General features: G+C 46.1%; 7 protein-coding genes, 1 tRNA gene and 1 rRNA gene. 7 read left to right on the top strand and 2 right to left on the bottom strand.

The window, feature by feature from the left end; translation table 11 throughout:
* Positions 1-47: 47 nt before the first annotated feature.
* Positions 48-165, top strand: a 5S ribosomal RNA gene (rrf, locus tag ACOCD9_RS16230).
* A 50-nt stretch (positions 166-215) separates the two neighbouring features.
* Here rrf and ACOCD9_RS16225 read toward each other — a convergent pair.
* Complete coding sequence (locus tag ACOCD9_RS16225) at positions 216-506, bottom strand: DUF2288 domain-containing protein (protein WP_002745388.1); 291 nt, start codon at positions 504-506, stop codon at positions 216-218.
* A 135-nt stretch (positions 507-641) separates the two neighbouring features.
* Between ACOCD9_RS16225 and ACOCD9_RS16220 the strand changes: the two genes are divergently transcribed.
* The 6 genes from ACOCD9_RS16220 to ACOCD9_RS16195 all read left to right on the top strand — a co-directional run bounded on the left by ACOCD9_RS16220 (position 642) and on the right by ACOCD9_RS16195 (position 5,426).
* Positions 642-1,214, top strand: a complete 573-nt coding sequence (locus tag ACOCD9_RS16220; RefSeq protein WP_419547954.1) for a TetR/AcrR family transcriptional regulator — start codon at positions 642-644, stop codon at positions 1,212-1,214.
* A 31-nt stretch (positions 1,215-1,245) separates the two neighbouring features.
* Entirely contained in the window at positions 1,246-2,529 is a 1,284-nt protein-coding gene (locus tag ACOCD9_RS16215; RefSeq protein WP_419547953.1) for an ABC exporter membrane fusion protein, read from the top strand.
* Positions 2,530-2,536: 7 nt separating this feature from the next.
* Positions 2,537-3,709 (top strand): ABC transporter permease DevC, encoded by a 1,173-nt coding sequence (devC, locus tag ACOCD9_RS16210; protein WP_419547952.1) that lies wholly within the window; start codon positions 2,537-2,539, stop codon positions 3,707-3,709.
* A gap of 18 nt (positions 3,710-3,727) precedes the next feature.
* Entirely contained in the window at positions 3,728-4,447 is a 720-nt protein-coding gene (locus ACOCD9_RS16205; protein ID WP_419547951.1) for a DevA family ABC transporter ATP-binding protein, read from the top strand.
* Positions 4,448-4,508: 61 nt separating this feature from the next.
* A tRNA-Ser gene (locus ACOCD9_RS16200) sits at positions 4,509-4,600 on the top strand.
* A gap of 19 nt (positions 4,601-4,619) precedes the next feature.
* Positions 4,620-5,426, top strand: a complete 807-nt coding sequence (locus ACOCD9_RS16195; RefSeq protein ID WP_419547950.1) for a radical SAM protein — start codon at positions 4,620-4,622, stop codon at positions 5,424-5,426.
* On the opposite strand, the gene mrdA is transcribed toward ACOCD9_RS16195, so the two are convergent.
* A complete protein-coding gene (gene mrdA / locus ACOCD9_RS16190; RefSeq protein WP_419547949.1) occupies positions 5,423-7,321 on the bottom strand; it encodes a penicillin-binding protein 2 in 1,899 nt (632 codons plus the stop codon). The genes ACOCD9_RS16195 and mrdA overlap by 4 nt on opposite strands.
* Positions 7,322-7,600 lie beyond the last annotated feature (279 nt).

Below are 7,600 nucleotides of genomic sequence, written 5' to 3'. Positions count from 1 at the left end.
TTCACCACTTTTTCCCTAGCTTTTGCAGTCTTGAGGGTTCTACCCTTCCTGGTGTCTTTAACGTGATGGCACCACTCCGATTCCATCCCGAACTCGGTTGTGAAACTTCACCGTGGCCAAGATACTTGTCGGGTTGCCGACTGGGACAATAGCTCGATGCCAGGATTATTCTTTCCTACCCCTCAATCTCACCAGATTGGGGGGTTTGGTTTTATCTAAGCTATGGTCTGAATTAACACAAAAGGTTGCACGATTAGTGTATTAAAAAGGTTATCGGGATGGGAATTCCAATCGCTTAACTGCTCTTGTGTCGGTTTTTCCAGTAGTTTTTCCCCGATCCAATTCTGCACTTGAGCAACCTGATCACCAGCGATCGCTTCTGCCACTTCGATTAAATTGAGGGAATCGGAAACCAGAATCAGCGCATCCCTTTGAGCATGGGGGATTAAGTCACTCCACTCCACTTCGGCTAATTCCTCTAATAACTGCTCGTGAATATTACCCATACTGTCAATCCTTGCGAAAAAGCTCGCTCAATAACGAATTAGCTCCTCTTTCTAGCATACAGGCAAAGGGACAGCCGATTTCCCCATTTATAGTAATGTTAAGCTAAAATATAACGAACGTTCGATATTAAATTTATGCCTAAGATAGTAGATGTAGAACAATACCGAAAAGAACTCCTCTTAAAAAGTGCCGAACTCTTTGCCGAGAAAGGCTATGCTAACATGACGACGAGAGAATTAGCGCAAGGATTGGGAGTGTCCACGGGAACGCTGTACCACTACTTTCCCAGTAAAGCGGCACTTTTCGAGCAATTAGTCGAGGAGATGTGCCGAGAGGATGTTTTATTAGCTAAAGCCGAGATTGATCGAGGAAAAACCCTGACAGAAAAGCTAAAAATTCTCGGCAAATTTATGACTAATCGCGAGAATTACTGCATCAAACAATTATTCTTATGGATTGATTATTCTCAATACCAAGGACGAGAAGAACTGAGTCGTAGTCAACTTTTTGAGCGCGTTGATCGCCGCTATCATCAGGCAGTAATCGAGATTTTAGGTATTAGCGATCCGAGTGTAGCTTGGTTAGTTGTCAGCGTTATTAATGGACTGATATTAGAGCGCCTGTGGTGCAATGAACAGATTGTGATCGATGAACAAATGGAATTATTAGGTAAAATTCTTACTACTTATTTGCAGAAAAACTGTTAACCCCCAACAATCACTTATTAACTAAAAAAGTATGAAAGGTAAAACTTTTGTGAAACCAAATCAAAAGTTAATGATCGGGTTAATAGTATTAGGCACAGGATTATTAGGAATAACCACCTTTTATAGTCTTTCCCAATTCGCCAGCAAACCCGAAACCAAAACCCCTGTAATTGCGTCAACCGTACCGCAAAAAATCACCGCTTTAGGCAGAATTGAACCGAGGACAGAAATTATCAGCATATCTGCCCCGATGTTGCTTGATTCCGATCGAGTCATGCAATTATTAGTCGATGAAGGAGATAGCGTCAAAACGGGACAAATAATCGCCATTCTCGAAAGTCGGGAAAGATTAGAGGATAACCTGCGACAGGCACAAGAACAGGTGAAAGTAGCCGCAGCCAAACTAGAACAGGTAAAAGCTGGGGCAAAAGTCGGTGAAATCGATGCTAATGCCGCTAACGTGCGAAAAATCGAAGCACAATGGGTAGGGGATCAAGCAAACCAACGGACAACTATCCAAAGATTAACAGCGCAATTAGAAGGGGATAGGGCTGCCCAAAAAGCGACAATTGGCAAATTAGAAGCAGAATATCGCAATGCCAAAGCTGAATTTGATCGCTACGAAAAACTCTATCAAGAAGGGGCAATTTCCGCCTCTAGTTTTGATACTAAAAGACTGAATTTAGAAACCAGTAATCAACAACTAACAGAAGCAAAAGTTACCCTAGAGAGAATTGAAAGCACCGGTAAACAACAGATACAAGAAGCCAAGACTACCCTAGCCCGGATTGAATCCACCGGTCAACAGCAGATCAAAGAGGCCAGATCCACTTTAAATCAAGTCTCGGAAGTGCGGGGAGTCGATGTGCGGGCAGCCGAAGCGGAGGTAAATGCTGCCCTAGTTGCCGTTAAAAAGGCCCAAACCGAGTTAAATCAGGCTTATATTCGATCGCCAATTACCGGCAAAGTGATTAAAGTCAATACCCGTATCGGGGAACAAATTAGCGATCAAGGAATTGTTGACCTTGCTGAAACCGATCGCATGGAAGTAATTGCCGAAATCTATCAAAGCGATATCGGGAAAATTCGCAAGGGACAAACTGCCACGATTACCGGATCGGCGTTTAAGGGCGAAGTTAGGGGGAAAGTGCGCTTAATTGCTTTAAAAGTTGACCAACAAAATATCTTCAGCAATCAACCGGGAGAAAACTTCGATCGCAAAGTTATCTCTGTCCGCATTGCCTTAGATCGCGAAAACAGTGAAAAAGTGGCAGGTTTAACCAATTCGCAAGTAACTGTAACTATCAATGAGTAGGTTTTCCATGAAACTAACCCATCTATTCAAAAAAACGCCCCTATCTTGGTTACAGGTGACGCGAGAGAAAACCCGTTTGATTGTAGCTATTGCCGGGATTGCTTTTGCTGACTTCCTAATTTTTACACAGTTGGGGTTTCGGGATGCCTTATTTGATGCTTCCGTTAAACCTCATTATGTTCTCGATGCGGATTTAGTCCTGATTAATCCCCAATTTGATACCCTCTTTGCCGTGAAAAGTTTCTCACGCGATCGCTTGTACCAAGCTCAAAGAGTCGAGGGCATTCAATCTTTAGCCTCAGTTTATATTGCTTCGGCCCAGTGGCGCAATCCCGAAACTGCCCTAGAAAGAACTACTTTAGTCTTTGGTTTTGATCCCAGTCAACGGGTTTTTACCCTCCCAGAAGTCAATCAAAAATCCAGTGATCTAAAGATGTTAAATCGCGTCTTATACGATCAAGCAGGAAGACCAGAATTCGGTCCAATTGCCGATTTACTCCAGAAAAACCACGATTTGACAGTTCAGTTAAATAAAAAAGAGGTACAGGTAGCGGGAATTTTTACCCTTGGTGCCTCCTTTGCTGCCGATAGTAACGTCATTACCAGTGATTCTACCTTTTTAAGGCTCTTTCCCGAACGTCAACCCCACGAAATCGATATAGGACTGGTGAAACTGCAACCGGGGGCAAATATCGAAGCAGTTAAGGCCAATTTACAGGCACTTTTCCCTAAAAATGAAGTAATAGTCCTTACTTTAAAAGAATTTGCTGAAAGGGAAAAAACCTATTGGGCAAATGGTACAGCGATTGGTTTTATCTTTGGTTTAGGTACAGTAGTCGGTTTTATCGTCGGTATCGTCATTGTCTATCAAATTCTCTATTCCGATGTCACCGATCACTTACCCGAATACGCTACCCTAAAAGCTATGGGTTACGGTGATTGGTATTTAGTCGGGGTTTTGATGCAAGAGGCTTTATTACTAGCCGTTTTGGGGTATATACCGGGGTTTATCGTTTCTCTCGGTGTTTATAATCTCGCTTCCTCCGCTACACTTTTACCCATAGTGATGACTACCGCTAGGGCGATCGAAGTTTTAATCCTAACAATTATTATGTGTATTGCCTCTGGAATTGTCGCCATGGGCAAATTAAGGACAGCAGATCCAGCCGATATTTTCTAAGCTATCAAGGGTGAAATAATGCTGATTTTTCAAAAAGAGCGAGAATTAGGGGATTTTAGCCCTAATGAACCCGTAATTGCCATTAAAGGCTTAAATTACTATTTTGGCACGGGGGAATTAAGAAAACAGGTTTTATACGATATCGATCTGGAAATTAAAGCGGGGGAAGTAGTGATTATGACTGGTCCTTCGGGATCGGGGAAAACTACTTTATTGAGTTTAATGGGAGGTTTGCGATCTGCACAAGCGGGCAGTTTAAAAATTCTCGGCCAAGAAATGTTAGGAATTAGTAAGGGCAAAATGCTGAAAATTCGCCGACAAATTGGCTATATTTTTCAATCACATAATTTACTAAAATTCCTCACAGCGAAACAAAACGTTAGGATGTCTTTGGAACTGCACGAGGAGTTTTTAGAACAAGATCTCGATCAAAAAGCGGCGGCAATTCTAGAGTCAGTGGGTTTAGGCAACCGCGTTGATTACTATCCCCACGATCTATCGGGGGGACAAAAACAACGGGTTGCGATCGCTCGCGCCCTCGTCAGTCATCCCAAATTAGTCCTCGCCGATGAACCGACCGCGGCCTTAGATAAACAATCCGGGCGGGATGTGGTGGAAATCATGCAGAAATTGGCAAAAGAACAAGGTTGCACGATTTTACTTGTCACCCACGATAACCGGATTCTCGACATCGCCGATCGCATTGTCAATATGGAGGATGGTCGTTTAGGCGATTAACTGCCCAAAAATTACTTGCCAAAAATCAGCCTTTTATGTTAGACTAAAATAATGTCATCTTGGAGAGGTGGCAGAGTGGTCGAATGCGGCAGATTGCTAATCTGTTGTACGAATCGTAAGACCGTACCGAGGGTTCGAATCCCTCCCTCTCCGTCTTCTTTCGGTATTTTCGATGACTGCTCCCCAGGATTATTTCTGCTCCGTATATGGTCCGGTTGCCTCTTGGCGTTTCGGCAGTTCCCTGGGCATTGATCCGATTGGTTTAGTTTCCACCTGTTCCTTTAACTGTGCCTACTGTCAGTTAGGAGAAATTGAGCAAAAAACCGAGCAGCGAAGAATTTTTATCACTAGCGAACAAATTAGCAGGGATTTAAGGGCTTTTGCTCCTTGGGACGTGGATATAGTCACTCTTAGTGGTAGCGGGGAACCCACCCTCGCCCTCAATTTAGGGGAAATACTGGCCACCGTCAAGGAAATGACCAGGCGGCCGGTGGCGGTCTTAACCAATAGTACCCTCTTGGGAGATGCCCGAGTGCGTCAAGACTTGAGCAAAGCTGATATCGTCGCCGCTAAAATCGATGCTGTTTCCGAGTCCCAATGGCGACGGGTTAACCGTCCAGTCCCCGGCCTGGATTGGCAGGGTCTTTGGTCGGGATTAAGACAATTTCGCCAAGAATGGTCGGGAAAACTAGCAATTCAAACCATGGTGCTGGCCTCTTGGTCGCCCCAAGAGCAAGACCAGTATATCGATTTGATGCAACAGCTACAACCGGATGAAATTCAACTTAACACCCCGACCCGTCCCCGGGCCAGACAAAGACAATTAGAAACCCGCGGTAATAATCCCCTCACCGCTGCCGACGGAATGCAAATTCTCAAACCCGTAAACGCTGAAATATTGGCAATTTGGGCGGAAAAAATCGCCACGGCGACGGGAATTACCGTACGCTGTGTGCCACTTACCGCCACAGGTCTCTAAGGCTTCGGCCGGGGTTTTTCTTCTTTGGGTTTGACATTAAAATAAGCCTCCATTACCTGACGTACCATAGGTGCGGCCACTTTACCACCACCACCGCCGGAATGTTCCGCAAAGGCGACCACGACAATTTCGGGCTTGTCGAAGGGTTTACCCTGAGCTACGTCGAAGGGGGCGAAAGCTCCAAACCAAGCGTGGGACTTGCCCGGAGGTGCTTCTGCTGTGCCGCTTTTGCCCGCTACAGGCGGTAAAGCGGGGTCTGATAGGGCCCGCCCCGTTCCTTCCGCTACCACGGCTCTCAGGGACTTTCTCAGGGTGTCTAGGGTGCTAGGTTTCATGTTCAAAGATTTTCGCCATTCCTTAACATCCCGGGCATCCTGTAAAAGGTGCGGTTTCACCAAAAAACCACCGTTAGCGGGGACAGCAAACATCACAGCTACCTGTAGGGGAGTTGCGAGGGTAAATCCTTGACCGATCGACATATTAATCGTATCCCCTACGGACCAATCCCAGTTTTTAAAATTACGCAGCTTCCAATCGCGATCGGCAATTAACCCCGGAGTTTCTTCCGCTAATTCTATCCCGGTTTTCTGACCGAAACCGTAGCGCCGAGCCGTGGCAATTAAAGCCGGTCCCCCCACTCCGCGACCAATTTGACCGTGAAAAGTGTTACTACTCATGGCCATGGCCCGGACAAAACCGATCGGACCAAAACCGGCGTGATTCCATTCTCCAAAAGCTGTCCCCCCCACATAAAGGGCGGCAAAGGTATTTAAGACCGTATTGGGGGGAAATTTACCCGATTCCATGCCAGCAGTGGCAGTGACGACTTTAAAGGTGGAAGCGGGGGGGAATCCTTGGAGAGCGCGGTTAACAAACGGGTTGCCCTCCGCTTGCAGTTTTTTCCAAGTGGCGGTGGTAATTGGGGCCGAGAAAACATTGGGATCAAAACTAGGATAACTGACCATGGCCCGCACGGAACCATCCCGGGGATCGATCGCCACGATCGCACCCTTGCGTTTTCCTAAAGCGGCCTCGGCGGCTTTTTGGAGTTTTAAATCTAGTGTCAGGGTGACATCTTGGCCCGGTTTAGCAATTTTTTGGCCGAGAATTTGGATTACTTGTCCCGATCCGTTGACCTCTAACTGCATTCCTCCCCATTCTCCCCGCAATTTTGACTCGTAGGCGGCTTCTACACCCATTTTACCGACGACATCTCCCAATCGGTAGCCCTGTCGTCTTTTGGCTTGATATTCCTCTGGGGTTAGTTCCCCGGTATAACCGAGAATATGCGCCCCGATTTTACCATTGGGATAGTAGCGCACTGATTCCACGTCCACTTCAATGCCGGTTAATTCGTCTTTGTATTCCTCTAGGGCGATAATTTGGGCCGGAGTTAAACCCCTAGCGATGCGGATCAGGGTGGAGGGGTTTTCGTCCGCTTCGTTAATGCGTTTTTCTAGGTCGCTTCTGGGAATGCCTAAAATACTGGCTAAACGGTCAAGATTGAGTTTTTGAGCGGGATTACGCTGGGATTTGGGCCAAATATAGGCCGCATGGGTTAAGCGGGCCGTGGCCAAAACTTTGCCATTGCGATCGAATAAGTTGCCCCGGACTGGGGGTTTGGGAAGAATGCGAATCCGGTTATTTTCTGCCCTTTCTCGGTTAATTTGCCCTTGCTGCAGTTGTAAATAGGCCAAGCGCGAGCCAACTCCTCCTAGCAGGACAAGGCTAATTAATCCCATAATTAGCCATGACTGACGCTGACGACCGACTAGACGCTCTTTATCTTTGATTTTATTCTGTAATTTATTCGGTGCTGGCCGCGTCGGCGAGGTGAGCGTTTTTTTCCGTTTCAGTTTGACTTTGGTTTTTGATAGGAGTCCGCTATTACGCATTTGCTTAAAGTTAAAAATTTAAAAGTTATTAGTCATCAGTTAGGGACTTGCGTGGGAATAATATCCCAGCCAGAAAATCGCTCTGTAGAAGAATTAGACCAGCCAGATGGCACATTATCAAAGCGCAAGTCCCTAACATCTCGAAGGCTCTCGCCCTACTTAGGGTGATCAGCAAACCTGATCGATCGGAGGGCGCAAGCTTTGCGCCCCTACAGTAACGGATTTTGTCCACAATGTAGGGGCGAACTGCGTTCGCCCAAAAGGTACATTATCAAAGCG

The sequence above is a fragment of the Microcystis sp. genome (assembly GCF_048564745.1).
Taxonomy (GTDB): domain Bacteria; phylum Cyanobacteriota; class Cyanobacteriia; order Cyanobacteriales; family Microcystaceae; genus Microcystis; species Microcystis ichthyoblabe_A.
Note: the sequence above shows the minus strand (reverse complement) of the source record. Positions and strands in the feature narration are given on the sequence as shown.

Excerpts from the sequence above, each read along its gene's own strand:
- ACOCD9_RS16215 (WP_419547953.1), top strand. The coding sequence starts at position 1,246 with ATGAAAGGTAAAACTTTTGTGAAACCAAATCAAAAGTTAATGATCGGG.
- ACOCD9_RS16205 (WP_419547951.1), top strand. The coding sequence starts at position 3,728 with ATGCTGATTTTTCAAAAAGAGCGAGAATTAGGGGATTTTAGCCCTAAT.
- mrdA (WP_419547949.1), bottom strand. The coding sequence starts at position 7,321 with ATGCGTAATAGCGGACTCCTATCAAAAACCAAAGTCAAACTGAAACGG.
- ACOCD9_RS16195 (WP_419547950.1), top strand. The coding sequence starts at position 4,620 with ATGACTGCTCCCCAGGATTATTTCTGCTCCGTATATGGTCCGGTTGCC.
- ACOCD9_RS16225 (WP_002745388.1), bottom strand. The coding sequence starts at position 506 with ATGGGTAATATTCACGAGCAGTTATTAGAGGAATTAGCCGAAGTGGAG.
- devC (WP_419547952.1), top strand. The coding sequence starts at position 2,537 with ATGAAACTAACCCATCTATTCAAAAAAACGCCCCTATCTTGGTTACAG.
- ACOCD9_RS16220 (WP_419547954.1), top strand. The coding sequence starts at position 642 with ATGCCTAAGATAGTAGATGTAGAACAATACCGAAAAGAACTCCTCTTA.